Origin of the sequence: Laspinema sp. D2d (assembly GCF_025370755.1) — a bacterium.
Classification (GTDB): domain Bacteria; phylum Cyanobacteriota; class Cyanobacteriia; order Cyanobacteriales; family Laspinemataceae; genus Laspinema.
This window is the reverse complement of record NZ_JAMXFC010000017.1, coordinates 2,540-19,930: the sequence shown is the minus strand read 5'-3', so window position 1 is coordinate 19,930 and position 17,391 is coordinate 2,540. Positions and strand designations below refer to the sequence as shown.

The window sequence follows — 17,391 nt, the reverse complement described above, 5'->3', positions numbered from 1 at the left end:
ATTGACTATTTAAACTGATAAAAATTCGAGATTTCGTAAGGAGTAAGAGAAGCTCTGAAACGGATCTTGGATATGCGTAGCTACTTTTCGATTATTTTCTGTAGCCTGTTCTTACTGGGTTTAGCGGCAAACTTCTCTGGGCGTGAATCTCACAGTTTAGAGCTGTCGCGTTCCGAGTTCAACACACAGGTATTATCAGCAAGACTAGAATCGGGGGAAGAAATAGCCCCCCATCGTGGGAGTGGACGGTAAGGTGAAGCGGCGATCGCACGGAGTAGATGACCTGATGAAAAACTGTAGCTGTCGGAATTGAACGGACCGATAGTCATTCAGATGACGAAGGAAATCCATTGCGAACATGAGGGCAGGCGATCGCTCAAGAAGAGGGAAATCTCCAGCCACCTCTTCCCAGAACCAGCCCTGTGATAACAGTCTAGCCCAGTAGCCATACTGGGCTAGACTGCTGCCTAACTTCATTAAGACGGCAACCCCGGACGAGGGAGGCCGAGATGATTGGATGACGAGTGCAGGGAATTGGTTTGGAGAACGCTGACGTAAGACATATTGGGATGATTGTGGGATGCAGGAGGGCGATCGGGCGGGCGCATTCCTACCAAATTGTCCTGGTACAGACCGATCGCACCATCGAGCTTCGCCTGAGCTAGATTTGCGCCGGTCAAATCAGCACCTGTGAGATTAGCACCATTGAGGTTGGCATTTAATAAATTAGCGTTTCTCAAATTCACCCCGGAGAGATTGGCATCACTCAAGTCCGCTTCCACTAACCGGGCATTACTCAAGTCCGCATTGGATAAATTGGCGTTCCGAATTTGAGCATGGCCGAGATTGGCACCCGAGAGGTTAATCCCATTCATCTGAGTGTTATTGAGATTGGCCCCAATTAAATTCGCCCCTTCGAGAGAAGCCCCACTGAGGTTAGCTTCTTCTAGGTTCGTATTGACTAAATTGGCAAAGACCAAATCAGCACCGCCGAGTTGGGCGTGATTCAGCTTGGCATCAAGGAAGTTGACGCCTTTAGCGTCAACCCCGCTTAGGTCGCTACTCATGAGGTCAGCGGCCACAAAATTTGCAAAACTGAGCTCGGCTCCGCTTAAGTTGGCATTACTCAGATTAGTGCCGTTGAGGTTGGCAAACATCAACTTAGCACCGCTCAAGTCAGCGCCACTAAGATTGAGCCGAGTTAAGTGGGCATCTCGGAGGTCCCCACCTTGACATTGTTTCGTTGCCAACAAGCGTTTGATGTGGGCGTTATTTGCAGACATATTTCTTCCTGTTGATGGTAATCCCTAAAACTCTTGAATACTGACGTTAGGGCCTATAATGTTTCGTTAGAATGAAAAGGGAATAAATCCCGAGGCTAAGACCCCAAAAACCACTGTTACTTACACCAAAATTTCCTAGGTTTCAGGAAAATCGAGTTGATGAACTTCAGACTAACTTAGGACCTAAAATCATTGATTTCAGGCAATTTTTCGCCGCAAAAAATTGGGAGCCTCTCTGGAGAAACCGCCAATTTTTTGGGGCAACAATTTTTGTGTAATTCTCATTAATTTTTCCTTTTTAAAGGAAAAAAGTATCGGATTCAGTGTTGTCTTTTGATTGGACTCAGGTAAAGCCGTCGGTAATTTTATGCAAGGGAAATGGGCAAAAATAGACCCAAGAAACCTCCACTCACTGCGGCCGCTGCCAAAGGGTCGAGATTTCATTGGGATATTTTTTGGTAAATAAAGACTAATGGAAAAAGAGGGGGTGGACCCCAATTGTTTGGGTTGAAGGGGGGAGAAACGCAGAAAAAACCCCCTAGCCCAAAGACTAGGAGGAAACCAGGGTGCAACTAATAGATCTATTCGGTACAATTGCACCTGGATCCGGAATGGAGAGACGTTAGAACCTCTGAGGTTTCCGAGATCCACAGCTAGATTGAGGCCGGGAACGGTCCCGATACAACTGAGATCGGGTCTCTCCCCATCCCCTAGCTCAATAGAAGGTATCCCCAGGCTGACTTCTAACAGCCCGTTTCCCTTGAGCCTGTGCCCCCTGGCTTGGACCCGATCGCCCCACTGGGTAGGGTATGGGGTTTTGAACGGGCGATCGGCGATCGCCCGTAACAATGCCCACCGCATCGAGATCACTGAGGGAGCAATCCCTCCCTCATCGGTCTGGCCGATCGCATTCAGATTTTGCACAATAAACGGAATCATCAGCATTGGCTTGATAATTTCTGCCCCAACTCTCAACCTATTTGTGCAAATGCAACCCCGAGGCAATCGCGCCCACATCTGAATTGATGTGTTCGGGAACTCGCCTTAATATTTTTCTATCTCAGTCTTAGGTAATCAAACTCAAGACTTTTCATGGTGCTTAAGCTATTCGCTATTTAAATTGTCTCCTCTGAGGAAAGCTCGATGCTCGCACTCCAAGGGTTTCGTAATTTTCTACTTTCCAATTTAAATCGGCGAGAGCTTACAATGATTCTTCAAAAATTTCTCTCTCCAGAGAAGAAGAAGATCAAAACCAAGAAATTGTTGCCCTCTGACGTGAGCTAAATCTCCTCGGTGGTTTGTAGATGCGTTAATGACTTCCCTGTGCCATCCGCGCAGGACAGTTACCCAATCCGTAACCTGCGGGTGTAGATGTAGGCACTCATCGCGACAGTTTGATAATTTTACTGATGAGAATGCACGCTAGAGATACAAGATACCCCAATCACGAGGTGCTGTCAAGGGGGGTATATTTGGGAACTCTCTAGCCTGAGTGCGATCGCGTCTCGGAAAAACCCGCCTCAGAAACATCCTGGGAAGGGGGGATTCTGGACGAAGGGTGGGATAGGGTATTTTTATTTTCAAGTCTTTCCCGGATGCCTACAGTCCAGGGGGGAAATAACGAATTGGATGCACCCTGATTGAGAGTCCCCCTGGCGAGAAGCTAGGGGATTTTTTTTTCTCGCAGTCGGGAAATCCTCGGTGAAATTTTTCGCTGTAAAAGTCTTAGAAAAAAGGAGTTATCAAGGCCGATCGCTGGTTTTTGGGGAGACTCGTAAATCCAGTTTACAGGCGATCGCCATTGCTTCATCGGACTACTTACCTCCCTTAAAAAAAACTTGCAGTATTTTCCGGATAAACCCCCCATAACTAGAATTTAATAATATAGATGCACCCTGATTGACGAGCCCTCTAGCTTCGGCTAGAGGGATTTTTTTTTCTCTCCTCAATCCGCCATTCAGAGGCGCTCACTCCGGCGGCTTTCCGGGCCAAGACCAATGATGCGATCGCCCTCAATTGCCCCCGGGTTAAGCCTTTCTTCCTTCCAAGAACAACCCTTTCCTAAAAGACTCGACCCAACCGGCTTCTCTATTGCCAGCAGAAAATCTCTCTTCGAGTTAAAAGGGACTATTTTTTTTACCTCAAAAACTTATTACTATCTTGTGATAAGATAAAGAATTGGCTGTTATGACATAGCTCAGACGAATTCGTTCTGAAAAAACCTCTTTTTTAGGTAAAAAAGGAGGAGTTTTGTCTTGCTGCTACAAAAATCACTGAATCCCAAATCTGTAACATTACTTACCGAATATAGCGCAAATTATGAATTCTGAGACTCGTATCCTGATGTGTCCCCCCAACCACTATGACGTGGATTATGTGATTAATCCCTGGATGGAGGGCAACATCCACAAATCTTCTCGCGATCGCGCCACGGAGCAGTGGCATAAACTCTTCCACATCATCAAAGAACACGCCCTCGTTGAACTCGTCGATCCCCAACCCGGTTGGCCTGATATGGTGTTTACCGCCAACGCCGGATTAGTTCTGGGGAAAAAAGTCGTCCTCAGTCGCTTTTTCCACAAAGAACGCCAAGGGGAAGAACCCTATTTCAAAGAGTGGTTTGAAGCCCAAGGGTACACCGTCTACGAACTTCCGAAAGATTTACCCTTTGAAGGGGCGGGAGATGCACTGCTCGATCGCGAAGGACGGTGGCTGTGGGCAGGATATGGGTTCCGTTCTGAACTGGATTCGCACTCCTATATTGCCAAATGGTTAGATATCCAAGTCATCTCCCTTCAATTAGCTGATGAACGGTTCTATCACCTAGATACCTGCTTCTGTCCCCTCAATCGCGGCTATTTACTGTATTATCCTCCAGCTTTTGACTTCTACTCTAACCGCATCATTGAAATGCGCGTTCCCCCAGAAAAACGGATTGCCATTGGAGAAGCAGACGCCGTAAACTTTGCCTGCAATGCGGTCAATGTTGAGGACAAAGTAATCATGAACAAGGTCAGCGATGACCTGAAACAACGCCTCAAAAATGTCGGGTTTGAAGTATTTGAAACTACCCTCAGCGAATTCCTGAAAGCAGGCGGTGCAGCGAAGTGTCTGACCCTGCGAACCACCGAACCTGTCATGGAAAATATCCATGCCAATGAACCCGTCGAAAGTCGGACCATTCGCTTAGAAGGACATCTCCTAGATACGGGATTAATCAACCGGGCGCTAGATACGATCGTGGAGGGGGGCGGCAGTTTCCAAGTGCTGAATTTCAACTTGGGAGAGCAACGGCAGAGTACCTCCACCGCAGAGGTGAAAGTATCAGCGCCTTCCCATACGGTGATGGAAGAGATTTTAGCCCAGTTGATTGACTTGGGTGCGGTAGATTTACCTCAAGATGAGCGGGATGCCAAACTCGAACCCGTTCAACAAAATGGGGTAGCTCCGGATGATTTCTATGTTACCACGATTTATCCCACGGAAGTGCGGATTAAGGGCGAGTGGGTCCGGGTGCAGAATCATCGTATGGATGGCGCGATCGCCGTGGTGCAAACCCCCCAAGGGCCGGTAGCTCGATGCAAGCTCCTGCGCGATTTGGCACTGGGTGAGTCGGTGGTGGTGGATGTGGCTGGAATCCGCACGGTTCGGAAGACGGGAGCGCGGGAACAACGTAACAACCAGGAATTCAGCTTTATGTCTTCCGGGGTCTCTAGTGAGCGCCGGGTGGAATTGGTGGTGGAACAAGTCGCCTGGGAATTGCGGCAAATTCGCGATCGCGGCGGTAAGGTGGTGGTGACGGCTGGACCTGTGGTAATTCATACCGGCGGCGGCGAACATCTGACCCGGTTAATTCGCGAAGGGTATATCCAGGGGTTGCTCGGTGGTAATGCGATCGCCGTTCACGATATGGAACAAGCGTTTATGGGAACCTCCCTCGGGGTGGACATGAAGCGGGGTGTCGCCGTCCGGGGTGGACATCGGCACCATCTGAAAACGATTAACACTATTCGCCGTTATGGCAGTATTGCGAAAGCGGTGGAACAAGGTGCGCTCCAGAGCGGTATATTTTACGAATGTGTGAAGCACAATGTACCCTTTGCTCTGGCGGGTTCCATCCGAGATGATGGACCGTTGCCTGATACTCAAATGGATTTAATTAAGGCCCAGGAAGAGTATGCAAAGTTACTGGAAGGGGCAGAGATGATTTTGATGTTATCAACCATGTTGCACTCGATTGGGGTCGGTAACATGACGCCTTCTGGGGTGAAGATGGTCTGTGTCGATATTAATCCGGCAGTCGTCACTAAACTCAGCGATCGCGGTTCCGTTGAATCCACAGGAGTGGTCACCGACGTGGGGCTATTCTTGAGCTTGTTAACCAAGCATTTAGACTTGTTGACCTCTCCTTATCATGTCGCCTAACTGCTGAAACCCGGGAGTAAAAAGGCGGTTAAACGTTCCAGTTTCTAATTTTTGATTTCCCCAGCCTCCCCTTAGTTTAGGGGGAGGTTCATTTTTGGCGGGAACATTCTGAGGTCCCAGAACTTTCCGGACTCTCCTCCGTTCCTTGTCCCAGGTTTGGGGCGAATGGGATGCCCCCGCAAGAGGGCGATCGCCCAGTTCGGGAAACGGCATAATCTGAGGCGATCGCCTTCTTTTCCTTGACCCCACAAGGCTTTGTTGTCACAACTGGGGGTTTGAATCCCCGGGTTGCAACCTCTTAATATCCCCTTTCGTCTATGACGATTAATAAACCGTCCCTAGCAACAGAGGGAGTCACGGCAGGGTTGCTTATGATCAAAAGCATAACCGACAAGGGAAATCGCTCAGGGTCTGGTTGCTCTTGAGAGCACTTTGTTAATTTAAAGACAGTTACCCTCTCCGGTTTGATCGTAAATAAAGGTCAGGTTTTTTAAGAATTGCAACGAATTCTGACTCAATTACGATTGGGTTAGAACTCAAGGGCATTCTTGAGATACGGATGATTCTAGGAAAAAGTTGCTGGTGAACCTTTCCTAAATCCAAAAATGGGCATCTACCCCCTAGCGATCGCCGCTTGTTTCACCAGAATTTTGGGAACGGGTTAAGGTCTCCTTGACCTGATCACGGGTTAAAAATGACCCGAATCCAAATCCAGTTTTCCCTCAATTGTTCTGATTGAACCGGGGAACTCCCGTTCAATCCTCGTTACACTCATTTTTTTATGTGCATGAAACTGAATTTATTGTTCGATAGGTCTCAAGTAAATTATTCCCAGGAGTGGTACCAATGGATGCGAACAGAAAGCTCACCGCTATGATTGAAGGCGATTCCAATATCGAAGCGATCGGTTTATTGGGTGCGGTTCATCGCCGCAAAGACCTCAATCATTTAGAACGCAGACAGCAGCAACGTGCGATCAGTAATGCCATGATAACCGTGGCGTTAACCTACGGCAAAAAGACATTCAGCCGAGGCGCGTTGGTTTATACCCTGAACGATCGCAGCTTGGAAAGAACCCCTTATGCGAAGTTCATTGATGTTCTCCGGGGTCTGCGAGTTGTCTGTCTGATCGGCCCTCCCGATCCTAAAATTCTCACCGCCTACTGGCACGAAGAAACCAAACGTAGAGCAAGTAAATCTCGTTGTTACAATTGAACAATACTGGTAAAAATAAAGCGTGACTTTTGTGCTAATTCCTCACATGAGTCACGCTTTATGATTGATAAGCCCTTCAGATGCCACTTAGACCGAATTCCAACGGCGATCGAGAGAGTCTCGCAGGTCAAAAAAATCATGCCACTCCACATAAGGTTTTTGGCGATCGGCGAGATAAGTAGCAAGGCGATCGCGTGCAAACACCACCTCCGCTTGCATCCCCAAATTCAAATCCGTTATTGAATCCCCGATCGCTACGGTTTCCCCTGCGGAATACCGCTTCATTACCTCAACCTTATTCACCAATTCCGTCCCCCCTTCAAACTCGGAATGCACCCGGAGATATTCTGCACCGAGATCTAACTCAATTGCATGAATGGCTAAAACCCGGTGTTTCAACGGCCCTAACACCGTCTCCACCATTCCCCGCAACCCCCCTGAAACAATGGCGATCGGTACTTCCTGTTGTTCCAAAAAATCCAGAAACTCCACAAATCCAGGTCGAATTGGTTCCCCCTCCATAAACGCCAAAATATCTGGGTATTGCGCCGTAGGAATCGATTCTAGGGTCTGTCGCACGCCATCGCGCAGGGTTAAGCGTAAAGCATAGATTTCCGGCAGGAGTTCTCGCGCCAGTTTCGGCGTGAACTCCTGCATCATCTTCACGAACGTATCTTCCGTAGTAATGGTCCCATCAAAATCACACAAAACAATCCGTTCAAAGGAATCGGGTTTCACAATTTTTTTGCTCAGGGTTGAGTAGAGGCTATCGAAAACAACAGAGTTCACAGGCCAAGCCGTGAGAAGTTTAGGGCTAAGAATATTCAACAGGGGAACCCCTTGTCAAGAGGATCTGTCCCTTCTGAGTTCTGAGTCTTCGGCTTGTGGGTATAATTTGAACAGCCATCCGCTTTGAGTCGTGAGATTGTCAACGGTTGGCCTTGATCATCGTTTACAATTTTGTTTAATGCCATGATCTTACCCCGTCAAATTGAGTTTCACCAGCCCCCGCCGTGCGATCGCCAGACCGTAGATTCGGATTCTGTTCAACCCTTTTTCCTTCAAGACAATCAACCCTTCCAAGCGCTCTTTGCTGCCGCGTTAGATGCCATGATCATCATGGATGACCAAGGCTACTATCTCCATGTCAACCCAGCCGCTTGTGCCTTATTCGGGCTATTGCCACAAGACCTGAGCGGATGTACCCTGAGAGATTTTACTCCATCGGGGTTTGACTTCGACCTATCTTGGCATAGCTGGTTAGCACAAGGTCAAATTAGTGATCAAGTTCGCCTCATCCGCCCCGATCACGAAGTGCGAGACCTGGAATATGTTGCCCAGGCCAATTTTTGGGCGTATTATCACCTGTTGATTTTCCGAGATGTTACGGAACGCAAGGTTACACCGGAGGCAGTTCAACACCACATTTCCAATCAAGATATCTCCCTTTCTCCCTTTCAATCTCACTTCACACCAACTCAACCCAGTGAAGCAGAAGGTCGCTTTCAACAACTGACCCGCCATTTGCCTGGGGTGATTTATCAGTTTCGTCTCCTTCCCAATGGTCAGTCTTATTTTCCTTACGCCAGTGATGGGTTAAGAGACATTTATGGCGTTGCGCCGGACGCTGTGCGCGAGGATTCTGCCGCAGTGTTTGAATCCGTCCATCCCGAGGACCTGCCGCGAGTGACCCAGACGATTCTGGAGTCTGGTAAGCAGCTTACCCCGTGGCATTGTGAGTATCGAATTTGTCATCCCAATGGCCGGGTTATATGGGTTCTAGGCCACTCCACCCCCCAGCCAGAACCCGATGGTAGCATCAGTTGGTATGGATATGTTCGGGATGTTACAGAGATTAAAGCACGGGAAAAAGCATTACAAATCAGCGAAAGTAAGTTTCGCAACCTGATTGACAATCTCAATGATATGGTATTTATCATTGATCCGGATGGAACTTTTAGTTATGTCAGTCCGACGTTTGAATCTATAATAGGATATCTATCTCCCGATCTATTACATCGTTCTTTTGCCGAATTTGTTCATCCTGAAGATCTGGGAATTTGTATAAATGCCTTTGAGCGATCGCTACAAAAGGAAAAAATCAGGGGACTTGAATATCGCGTATTACATAAAAATGGTCACTATTACTGGCATTCCACAAATGTATCGGCGTTGCTTGATGATCAGGGACAAGTGATTGCTGCTTTAGGAATTGCCCGCTATATTCACGATCAGAAACAAGCCGACATTGCCGTGAGGGAAAGTCATATTCGGTTACAATTGGCTCTGGATACGACCGGAACAGGGACATGGGACTGGAATATGCAGACCAATGAGATGGTCTTTTCTAACAATCAGTGGAAGAAATTTTTGGGCTATGATGCCGAGGAAATTCTCGATCCGGACGAGCTAACCTGGGGAAATCGGGTCCACTCAGAGGATCAAACTCAGATGTATCATGAGTTAGAAAAACATATCCAAAGGGAAACAGAAATTTATGAAAATGAACATCGGATTCGCTGTAAAGATGGTTCGTATAAATGGAATTTAGTAATTGGTAAAATCGTAGAGTGGGATGATAAAAATAACCCAGTGCGGTTTATTGGGCTTCATAGTGATGTGAGCGATCGCAAAGCTAATGAACTAGCGCTATTTGAACTCACCGAACAACTGCAAAAAGCCCAAAAAGTCGCCCATCTGGGCAACTGGTCGATTGATGTTTCCACTCAGAAACTCACTTGGTCTGATGAGGTTTTTCGCACTTTTGGCATGAATCCAGACCAGCCAGAACCTAGCTGGACTGAACATTTGGAACAAATTTATCCCGATGATCGCGCCTTCCTACAAGCCCGGGTTAGGGAAGCCCAGGCAGGGATTCCTCAAAACTTTGATATTCGCATCCTCCGTCCTGATGGGGAAGTGCGATATATTAATGTTCGCGCTGAACTGGAGTTTCAGGAGAATCAAGTGGTGCGAATGTTTGGGACGACAATGGATATTACCGAACGTGCCAGGACGGAAAATGAACTAGATCAGTCCCGAGAATTGTTAAGAACGATTCTGGATGCCTTGCCACAGTCGGTCGTTTGGAAAGATCGTCATAGTGTGGTGTTAGGCTGTAATCAAGCCTTTGTCAATGCGTTTAACGGAAGCAATCCCGAGGAGTTTGTCGGTAAAACCGATGATGATTTTTGTCTGAGTCCAGAAGAAGCAACCCATTACAAAAACTGCGATCGCGATGTGATGATGAGCGATCGCCCGCTACTCAAGTTAATCGAAACCGTGCAGAACCCGGATGGGAGTAAAATTTGGGTGGAAACCACAAAAATTCCCCTGCACGATCGCACGGGTCAGGTCATGGGGATTGTAGCTATCTTTGAGGATATCACCGATCGCATCCAAGCTGAAGCCGCCTTGCGAACCAGTGAGGAAAAGCTGCGATCGCTCTTTGAACTTTGTCCCTTGGGGATTATCCTCAATGATATCCAGGGTCAATTTCTCGAAGCGAATGCCGCTGCTTCTACTATCACCGGCTATACACTGGCAGAATTAAATCAGCTAAGTTACTGGGACTTAACCCCGGAAGAGTATAACGAAGCTGAGGAGTTTCAATTAGACTTGCTCCAAACGACCAAAAGATATGGTCCTTATCAAAAAGAATATATCCATAAACAAGGGCATCGGGTTCCGGTAGAACTGATTGGGTTAAAGATTGAGGGGTCGGATGGGAGACAATATATTTGGTCAATTCTAGCTGACATTACTGCCCGAAAAGCCGCAGAAAAAGCTTTGCAAGACAGTGAAGTACAGACTCGCGCCCTGCTAGAAGCCATACCTGATATGATGTTGCGCTACAGCCGGGATAAAGTCTTCCTCGATTATAAATGCTCACCACAAATGACCCCCTTAGTACCCCCGGAGCAATTTCTCAGCAAAACTATATATGAAATTTTGCCCGAGTTTCTTGCACAACCGACCGCACAGCTCATTGAAACCACGTTAAAGACTCAACAGATGCAGTTATTTGAATACGAGCTTGTGATGCCGGAGGGAGTGCGAAACTACGAAGCGCGTTTTTCATTGTGTGGGGAGGATGTGTTATCCATAATTCGGGATATAACCGATCGCAAACAAGCCGAAGTGCGACTTCAAGCGTTGCTCAAGCGCACTCAATTATTGAATCATATCAGTACGGAAATTCGCAATACTCTTGATCTGGATACCATTTTGCAGAACGCTGTCAATGCAATTTTTGCCGAACTAGAAGTAGATATTTGTACCTTTGTTTGGTATCACCCAGACACTGACCCTCACACTTTAGAAGTGGTTAAAGAACAAAAAAATCCCCAGTTAGAAAGTTGGCTGGGTTCCTATTCGATGGATAATTATCCTCAACTCATAGAACAGATTTTAGAAGGAAAAATATATCGCTTAGATCCGGTAGCTGATTCTAGCGATCAACCCTTAAAAACCTGGTGTCAACAAGCAGGATTAGGAACCTATTTAATTTTACCCATTCATACCGCAGGGGTGCAAATGGGGGGCTTAGAAATGGGCAGAATCGCCAGCGATCGCCCCTGGCGAGATGATGAACTGGAATTGTTGCACAGCATTGGAACTCAGGTGGCGATCGCCATTTATCAAGCCCAACTCTACCAAGATTCTCAAGCCAAAAGCCAAGAACTACAACAAGCCTATCGCGAACTGCAAGATACTCAAGTCCAGTTAATTCAAGCCGAAAAAATGTCCAGCCTCGGTCAGTTAGTCGCTGGGGTTGCCCATGAAATTAATAACCCCGTGAGTTTCATTTATGGCAATTTAACTTATGCCTCGGACTACACCGATAAGTTGTTAGAACTGATTCAGCTTTACCAACAGTCTTATCCCCGTCCCCTCAATGAGATTACGGAATTCATTGAAGAGATGGAATTAGATTTTCTCATCAGTGATTTCCCTAAAATTATTAACTCCATGAAAAATGGAGCCTCGCGGATTCGCGATATTGTCAAGTCTCTGCGGACCTTTTCCCGGTTAGATGAAGCCGATTTAAAAGCGGTAGACCTCCATGAAAATCTGGACAGTACCTTAATGATTTTACACAATCGCTTAAAAGGACATGGAAGAGTTCCAGAGATTCAGGTTATTAAACATTATGGCAACTTACCCCTCGTTGAATGTTATAGCAGTCTGCTGAATCAGGTATTTATGAATCTATTAATGAATGCGATAGAGGCCATTGAAGAACGGCGAAATCGCTTAACTCCTGAATCTCTATCTGATTATGTAGGCTGTATTACGGTGAGAACGGGACTTTTACTTCCAAATCGGGTTTTGATTGCCATTCAAGATAATGGCATTGGTATGAAACGATTGGTTCAAGAAAAGGTATTTAATCCCTTCTTTACAACCAAGGCGATCGGTAAAGGAACCGGCATGGGATTATCAACCAGCTATCAAATTGTCACCGAAAATCATCAAGGAACCCTGCGCTTTTCTTCGACTGAAGGTGTCGGGGCAGAATTTGCGATCGAGTTACCCTTAAAATAACCCCAGCATAACCCTTGAAATCCCCCCCTTTGATTGCGATCGGCCCGTCTCAATCATTCTGAACCTGACCCTACGGCAGCCCTTGTTTCTCTCACTTTAATTTTTAAAAGTTAGAGGAGATTGACAAAATGAATAGTTATGCGCTAGAATATATGGCTAAAATTAATTAAAACCCGTCATTGAGTCTCAACTCAAAGCCCCAAATAAAACATGAGAAGAATCAACCATTTCTGCCCTCGTTAATCCTAGGAGTCATCTTGATGAACTTATTCACCATCGGCCATTCAAATCACGACATAGACATATTTATCCATCTCCTGCAACAGCATCAAATCGATGCGTTAGCAGATGTTCGTTCTCATCCCTACAGTCGATACTTACCCCACTTTAACCGCACCCTCCTCAAAGAATCCCTAGAACGAGCAGGCATTAAATATGTTTTTCTAGGCCAAGAATTAGGTGCAAGACCCAGCAACCCTGACTGTTATATCGAGGGAAAAGCCCTTTATGAAAAAATTGCAGCCACCCCAGATTTTCAAGCCGGACTTAACCGGATACTCACCGGGTTAAACACCCATAAAATTTCCCTCATGTGTGCCGAACAAGACCCCCTTACTTGCCATCGCGCCATCTTAGTCTGTCAACATCTGCGACAGCACAATCTTGAGATTAACCACATCTTGAAAACCGGCCAATTGGAACCGCATCAGGATTTAGAAGAAAGAATGCTCGTTAAACAGGGATTAAGCGAATATCAAGATAATCCCAAGAATCAACCCATTCAACTTTCCTTGTTTGCAGAACCCAATAACGACTTGCCAACCCGAGAAGACTGTTTAAAGACAGCCTATCAATTGCAAGGAGACCAAATTGCCTACATCGATAAAAATACCGAAGATGATGACAGATAACGTAAATTTATTTACCATTGGTTTTACCCAAAAGAGTGCAGAAACCTTTTTTACCACCCTCAAACAAGCTGGAGTCAGACGCATTATCGATACTCGATTAAATAATGTCTCCCAACTAGCGGGATTTGCCAAGAAACACGACCTGCAATACTTTTTGAAAACCATCGCCGACATCGACTATCTTCATATTTTAGACTTAGCCCCCACCAAAGATATTTTGGATGAGTATAAAAAAAATAAAGGGGATTGGTCGATTTATGAGCAGAAATTCTTGCACCTGATTGAGACTCGGAAAATCGAGAAAAAAGTGACGCCACAACAGCTTGATGGAGCCTGTTTACTCTGTAGTGAAGCCAAACCGCATCACTGCCATCGCCGCCTCATCGCGGAATACCTCAACGGAAAATGGGGGGACGTGAAAATATGTCATCTGTGAGAAGAATTATCTGTTTGGCGAACTCCTGGAAACACCAGGAACGCTGTATCGCTGGAATTGACTATGATACTGGCCGATGGATTCGTCCCGTCTGCGATGATAGCCTAAACCCCAAAGATGGAAGAGTTCCTAGATTTGTTCGACTCGTCCAAGGCAGAGAACCGGAATTACTCGATATTTTAGAAATCCGCCTAGACGATACCGGACCGAATTTCGGCTTTGAATGTGAAAACCTATCTATTCTACCCGGCCAATGGAACTGTTTAGGAAAAGCCAACATCACTGATATCCCCAGGGAGTGTTTGAACTTTGAATATATCCTCCATAATTCCCGAAAATACGTTAATCCTTCCGACTTAAAAAAGCTCCCCTTGGATCAACGTCGCACCCTCCAACTGGTAAAAACAAACAAGTTTTCCATCCATAGGGATCCTAATGACAAAGGACAAACTAAATGGAAAGGAACAATAGAAACCGCCAATGGATGCAAACTAGAAAAAGCCCCGATTACCGATCCAGAATTCGTCCACAAATTAAATTCTAGGTATCCACCCTCCCCTAATTGCCTCATAACCGTCCCTAATTGCCTCGTAACCGTCAGTCTCGGTATGCCTTGGGCACCTCCAAACTGGGAAGGAGAACCACCCTGTTGGAAATTAATCGCCGGTGTTATTGAACTCTAAAGGAACTGCCGAAAAAACGCAGTTCCTTCCCCCTGCTTCAACGGCAATAGGGCTTACGCATTACCTCTAAATGTAGGGGCGATTCGCGAATCGCCCCTACATTTAGGGTGAATTTCCCCAATATGCGTAAGTCCTGGGCAAAATCTGTAGTAAAATAGATAAAACGATTTTTTAGGAGGTCTCCTAATTTTTTGAATAGGCAAGATTTGAAAACCATCGCACTCATGCGGCTGAAAGAAGTAGAAGTGTTGATCAACAATCGTCAATACTCTGGCGCGTATTATCTGAGTGGTTATGTTATTGAATGCGCGTTAAAGGCTTGCATTGCCCGAAAAACGCAAAAATTTGATTTTCCTGACAAAAAAACTGTTCTTGACAGTTACACCCACGACTTGGAAAAGCTAGTCAAAGTTGCTCAACTGGAGAATGAACTCAAGTTTCACCTTAAAAATCCAGATTTTAATTCTCGATGGCTAAGTGTGATACAGTGGAACGAAGAAAGTCGTTACCAAAAACATAGTAAACAAAAAACCATCGATATTTACCAGTCAATTAAAGACCCTACTCACGGAGTTTTACAATGGCTACAGCAACATTGGTAAATCAAGAAATAGAAGAAGGAAAAAGACTCATAGATGCACTGAATGCAGCCGGTCTATCGGTCGATTCAGCGCTATGGCTCTATTCTTCAGAAAGAGAATCCTGGCGGCTCATGCTGACTTCTCCTCTATGTGATCAAAAAGGAACGCTACACACCTATAAGGAAATAATGGTAGTATTTAGACAGGTGGAACCCGAATTAAAAATGGATTGGACTGGGCTTGTAGCAGTCAGCCCTAACGATGAATTAATTAAAGCCTTACGTCAGTTGCAACAAGAGGGTAATTTCAAATTATCTGGGAGAAGAATGACTAACAATTTGTTGTCTAATCGGATGTGGGTTGATGATGCTTATATTTATCAAATTGCTTGAGCAATCGGGAAGATTTCCTGGAAAATCTGCTAGGGCGTTCGGAAAGTCCGGGCAAGACAAAGCCGAGTTTTCTATCTGCAATATCACGCGACAGGTTTGTGCTATTTCCCCGGGGCGATTAAAATAGGCAGAGTGCGGATTTTCTCGGGAATCGTTTACCCAACTGGATCCGGTTGAGCGGGAAATAGCGGTGAAAAACACCGTCAAACTTAATCGGCCTCTATGGGCTGATTTTTACTTGAGTTCGGTAACCCGTAAATACTTATTAATCTCAGGAGTAACTCGGAGGAATTGTCATGGCGATCACGTTTCAGGGTGCTTACTTTCAAAATTTTGATTCTCTAGCAACAAATGGGACAAATAATGCCTGGAGTAATCATTCTACCTTGCCAGGATGGTCTCTATTTCGTCAACCGCAACCGGGAACCGCAATTTCCCTTTATGATGCGAATCATGGCTCAAGTAATAAAGGGAGTTTTTATAGTTATGGATTACCCAATGAGCTTGATCGCGCTTTGGGAGGACTGGGTTCAGGTGGTCCTTATTTTGACAATCCGGACCCCGAACAAGTTGCCGGATGGATTGCTTTTGCTGCAACGAATACCACAGGTTTACCCATCAATAGTATCACCTTGGATTTTGATGGGGAACAATGGCGAAGTGGGGCAAATTCAACGCCGCAAACGAGGAGATTAGAGTATGGATTGGGAGCAACATTTGAGACGGTTACTACTTGGACTAACCTCGGGGGAAATTTTGATTTTACTTCCCCAATCGCGACGGAAACGGCGGGTGAAGTCAATGGAAACACAGAGGGTTTGCTTCCCAATCTGGGGGGGACAATCCATGATTTAACGTGGGATAATAATCAAACGCTGTGGATTCGGTGGGTAACCCTTAATGATGTGGGAAATGACCACGGATTGGCGATCGATAATTTTAGTTTAGCTTGGTATAGTGCCATTATCACCGAGTCTGATGGCATTACGACGGTGACAGAAGGGGGTGCAACGGATACTTGTACGGTAGTTTTAACAAACCCACCCACGGCAGATGTAACAATTACGATTAATCCCGATATTCAAACGACAACCGGGGTTAATTCTGTGATATTCACTCCAGAGAATTGGAATGCACCTCAAACCGTGGAAATTGTTGCTATTGATGATAATCTTGTAGAAGGAAACCATGTGGCAACGATTACTCATGCCGCAACATCTACCGACCCGAATTATAATGGAATTAGCATTAATCCAATCACGGTAAATATCACCGATAACGATCGCCCCAATAATCCTCCCGTACTTGTGAATGCGATCGCCGATTTAACCGCAACCGTATCCACTCTATTTAACTTTACTATTCCGGCAGATACCTTCAACGACCCCGATGGTAATCCCCTCAGTTATTCCGCTACCTTAGAAGATGGCAGCGATTTACCCTCTTGGTTAATCTTTGATACCACAACTCGCACCTTTAGCGGAACCCCCATCGAAAATCATGTCGGCAGTGTGAATATTAAAGTCACCGCATCTGATGGTAATTTCGCCCTTAGTGATATTTTTAATCTAGCAGTCAGTATAGGAATACCCACTCCAGAAGTGGAAGGAGAAGACTCCACAGAATTGGAAGTTAATAATCCCGAATTGGAAGCTAATAATCCAGCATTGGAAGCTGACAATTCAGAAGTAAACGGGAATACTCCCGAATTGGAAGCTAATAATCCCGAATTGGAAGCTAATAATCCAGAATCGGAAGCTGACAATCCAGAAGTGAACGGGAATACTCCAGAAGTGGAAGCTAACAATCCCCAAGTAGAAGCTAATTCTCCTGTATTAAACGAAGATATTCCCCAAGTGGAAGCTAATCCTCCTGTATTGAACGAAGATATTCCCCAAGTGGAAGCTAATCCTCCTGT

The 17,391-nt window shown here is 45.8% G+C and carries 16 protein-coding genes; 11 read left to right on the top strand and 5 right to left on the bottom strand.

What is annotated here, in order from left to right:
• Positions 1–72: 72 nt before the first annotated feature.
• Complete coding sequence (gene patX, locus NG796_RS26575; RefSeq protein ID WP_411268809.1) at positions 73–252, top strand: heterocyst-inhibiting protein PatX; 180 nt, start codon at positions 73–75, stop codon at positions 250–252.
• On the opposite strand, the gene NG796_RS13145 is transcribed toward patX, so the two are convergent.
• The 3 genes from NG796_RS13145 to NG796_RS13135 all read right to left on the bottom strand — a co-directional run bounded on the left by NG796_RS13145 (position 205) and on the right by NG796_RS13135 (position 2,139).
• The gene (locus NG796_RS13145; protein WP_261207278.1) at positions 205–477 is read right to left on the bottom strand and encodes a hypothetical protein; all 273 of its coding nucleotides are present in this window, start codon (positions 475–477) and stop codon (positions 205–207) included. The genes patX and NG796_RS13145 overlap by 48 nt on opposite strands.
• On the bottom strand, positions 477–1,283 hold the full coding sequence (locus NG796_RS13140) for a pentapeptide repeat-containing protein (protein WP_261207277.1): 807 nt from the start codon (positions 1,281–1,283) through the stop codon (positions 477–479). The genes NG796_RS13145 and NG796_RS13140 overlap by 1 nt, the downstream gene beginning before the upstream one ends.
• Before the next feature lie 715 nt (positions 1,284–1,998).
• Complete coding sequence (locus NG796_RS13135) at positions 1,999–2,139, bottom strand: hypothetical protein (protein ID WP_261207276.1); 141 nt, start codon at positions 2,137–2,139, stop codon at positions 1,999–2,001.
• Positions 2,140–2,984: 845 nt separating this feature from the next.
• Here NG796_RS13135 and NG796_RS13130 point away from each other — a divergent pair.
• Both NG796_RS13130 and NG796_RS13125 read left to right on the top strand, forming a co-directional pair.
• Positions 2,985–3,152, top strand: a complete 168-nt coding sequence (locus NG796_RS13130; protein WP_261207275.1) for a hypothetical protein — start codon at positions 2,985–2,987, stop codon at positions 3,150–3,152.
• Positions 3,153–3,602: 450 nt separating this feature from the next.
• Positions 3,603–5,708: a TIGR00300 family protein gene (locus NG796_RS13125; protein ID WP_261207274.1), complete on the top strand. Its 2,106-nt coding sequence runs from the start codon at positions 3,603–3,605 to the stop codon at positions 5,706–5,708.
• An 88-nt stretch (positions 5,709–5,796) separates the two neighbouring features.
• Here the strand turns inward: NG796_RS13125 and NG796_RS13120 are convergent, their stop codons facing one another.
• The gene (locus tag NG796_RS13120; RefSeq protein WP_261207273.1) at positions 5,797–5,973 is read right to left on the bottom strand and encodes a hypothetical protein; all 177 of its coding nucleotides are present in this window, start codon (positions 5,971–5,973) and stop codon (positions 5,797–5,799) included.
• A gap of 581 nt (positions 5,974–6,554) precedes the next feature.
• Between NG796_RS13120 and NG796_RS13115 the strand changes: the two genes are divergently transcribed.
• Complete coding sequence (locus tag NG796_RS13115; RefSeq protein WP_261207272.1) at positions 6,555–6,923, top strand: DUF4258 domain-containing protein; 369 nt, start codon at positions 6,555–6,557, stop codon at positions 6,921–6,923.
• Positions 6,924–7,010: 87 nt separating this feature from the next.
• Here NG796_RS13115 and NG796_RS13110 read toward each other — a convergent pair whose 3' ends face one another.
• Positions 7,011–7,661 carry an HAD-IB family phosphatase gene (locus NG796_RS13110; protein WP_261207271.1) on the bottom strand — a complete coding sequence of 217 codons (651 nt, stop codon included), beginning with the start codon at positions 7,659–7,661 and terminating at the stop codon, positions 7,011–7,013.
• A gap of 234 nt (positions 7,662–7,895) precedes the next feature.
• On the opposite strand from NG796_RS13110, the gene NG796_RS13105 reads away from it, so the two are divergent.
• The 7 genes from NG796_RS13105 to NG796_RS13075 form a co-directional block, all read left to right on the top strand.
• The gene (locus tag NG796_RS13105; RefSeq protein ID WP_261207270.1) at positions 7,896–12,470 is read left to right on the top strand and encodes a PAS domain S-box protein; all 4,575 of its coding nucleotides are present in this window, start codon (positions 7,896–7,898) and stop codon (positions 12,468–12,470) included.
• A 260-nt stretch (positions 12,471–12,730) separates the two neighbouring features.
• Positions 12,731–13,381 (top strand): DUF488 family protein, encoded by a 651-nt coding sequence (locus NG796_RS13100; RefSeq protein ID WP_261207269.1) that lies wholly within the window; start codon positions 12,731–12,733, stop codon positions 13,379–13,381.
• The gene (locus tag NG796_RS13095) at positions 13,371–13,817 is read left to right on the top strand and encodes a DUF488 domain-containing protein (RefSeq protein WP_261207358.1); all 447 of its coding nucleotides are present in this window, start codon (positions 13,371–13,373) and stop codon (positions 13,815–13,817) included. Before NG796_RS13100 ends, NG796_RS13095 begins: the two co-directional genes overlap by 11 nt.
• Complete coding sequence (locus NG796_RS13090; protein WP_261207268.1) at positions 13,805–14,500, top strand: dual OB domain-containing protein; 696 nt, start codon at positions 13,805–13,807, stop codon at positions 14,498–14,500. The genes NG796_RS13095 and NG796_RS13090 overlap by 13 nt, the downstream gene beginning before the upstream one ends.
• 206 nt (positions 14,501–14,706) lie before the next feature.
• Positions 14,707–15,102, top strand: a complete 396-nt coding sequence (locus tag NG796_RS13085) for a HEPN domain-containing protein (RefSeq protein ID WP_261207267.1) — start codon at positions 14,707–14,709, stop codon at positions 15,100–15,102.
• Positions 15,081–15,473: a hypothetical protein gene (locus tag NG796_RS13080; RefSeq protein WP_261207266.1), complete on the top strand. Its 393-nt coding sequence runs from the start codon at positions 15,081–15,083 to the stop codon at positions 15,471–15,473. The genes NG796_RS13085 and NG796_RS13080 overlap by 22 nt, the downstream gene beginning before the upstream one ends.
• Before the next feature lie 296 nt (positions 15,474–15,769).
• Positions 15,770–17,391: putative Ig domain-containing protein (locus tag NG796_RS13075; RefSeq protein WP_261207265.1), on the top strand; the 1,622-nt coding region annotated here is incomplete at its 3' end.

What these genes read in the sequence shown, in the direction of transcription:
- patX (WP_411268809.1), top strand. Translation starts at nt 73, where the DNA reads ATGCGTAGCTACTTTTCGATTATTTTCTGTAGCCTGTTCTTACTGGGT.
- NG796_RS13145 (WP_261207278.1), bottom strand. Translation starts at nt 477, where the DNA reads ATGAAGTTAGGCAGCAGTCTAGCCCAGTATGGCTACTGGGCTAGACTG.
- NG796_RS13140 (WP_261207277.1), bottom strand. Translation starts at nt 1,283, where the DNA reads ATGTCTGCAAATAACGCCCACATCAAACGCTTGTTGGCAACGAAACAA.
- NG796_RS13125 (WP_261207274.1), top strand. Translation starts at nt 3,603, where the DNA reads ATGAATTCTGAGACTCGTATCCTGATGTGTCCCCCCAACCACTATGAC.
- NG796_RS13115 (WP_261207272.1), top strand. Translation starts at nt 6,555, where the DNA reads ATGGATGCGAACAGAAAGCTCACCGCTATGATTGAAGGCGATTCCAAT.
- NG796_RS13105 (WP_261207270.1), top strand. Translation starts at nt 7,896, where the DNA reads ATGATCTTACCCCGTCAAATTGAGTTTCACCAGCCCCCGCCGTGCGAT.
- NG796_RS13100 (WP_261207269.1), top strand. Translation starts at nt 12,731, where the DNA reads ATGAACTTATTCACCATCGGCCATTCAAATCACGACATAGACATATTT.
- NG796_RS13095 (WP_261207358.1), top strand. Translation starts at nt 13,371, where the DNA reads ATGACAGATAACGTAAATTTATTTACCATTGGTTTTACCCAAAAGAGT.
- NG796_RS13090 (WP_261207268.1), top strand. Translation starts at nt 13,805, where the DNA reads ATGTCATCTGTGAGAAGAATTATCTGTTTGGCGAACTCCTGGAAACAC.
- NG796_RS13080 (WP_261207266.1), top strand. Translation starts at nt 15,081, where the DNA reads ATGGCTACAGCAACATTGGTAAATCAAGAAATAGAAGAAGGAAAAAGA.